Annotated in this window: 1 protein-coding gene; it reads right to left on the bottom strand. The window is 41.1% G+C overall.

The window, feature by feature from the left end:
- Positions 1-397, bottom strand: a 397-nt coding sequence (locus tag DXA15_RS25170) for a PD-(D/E)XK nuclease family transposase (RefSeq protein ID WP_199676446.1), incomplete at its 3' end; no start/stop codon positions are given.
- Between the last annotated feature and the right edge of the window lie 219 nt (positions 398-616).

Here is a 616-nt window from a genome sequence, read left to right as displayed (position 1 = left end):
CCACATCGGTGCGCCAACTCTGAAATTCAGGCAGACTAAAGTTCAACAGGTAGATGCCATATACCGGAAGCAAGCTATACTTCCAGTCAGCTCCGCTCTCTCCCTGACGGGAGATCATTCGACAAATGTAATAAAATCCGCGGTTAAAGAAATAATGTTGGGGAGAATTCTGCATTTCAAGTACAAATTTGCTCCCATCCACATCTTCACAAAGGAGATCGAAGATCACCGTACGCTGTTCTATTACTTCCGGTTGGATTTCTTTATCGAGATAGGTCAGGTCTTTCACCTGACGTTCGCCCTCGAGCGTGGCATTAATAAAATCGATTGCTACTTGCTTTTCACCGAAAACGGTCTTGAAGCCCTTGTCGAGCATGATGTTCACATACTTTTCCATAAGTCAATAGTTTTAGTTGTTTTATTACCCGATAATAGGTAACAGGACAAATGTAGGAAATATTTTATTTAATCCAACCGCAGAAGAAGATTATTTGATTCAAATGATAGAAATAATTGAGCTATCTGCTAATTATAGGATGAACCAATTAGTGACAGTGTCTTCAGGCTGTAGGCCTGTAACAAATTAGCCCAGGGTTCGAACCTGGCTGGTTTGTTA

It is taken from the genome of Parabacteroides sp. AM58-2XD, from assembly GCF_003463685.1.
Classification (GTDB): domain Bacteria; phylum Bacteroidota; class Bacteroidia; order Bacteroidales; family Tannerellaceae; genus Parabacteroides; species Parabacteroides segnis.
This window is presented reverse-complemented; position numbering and strand designations above follow the sequence as displayed.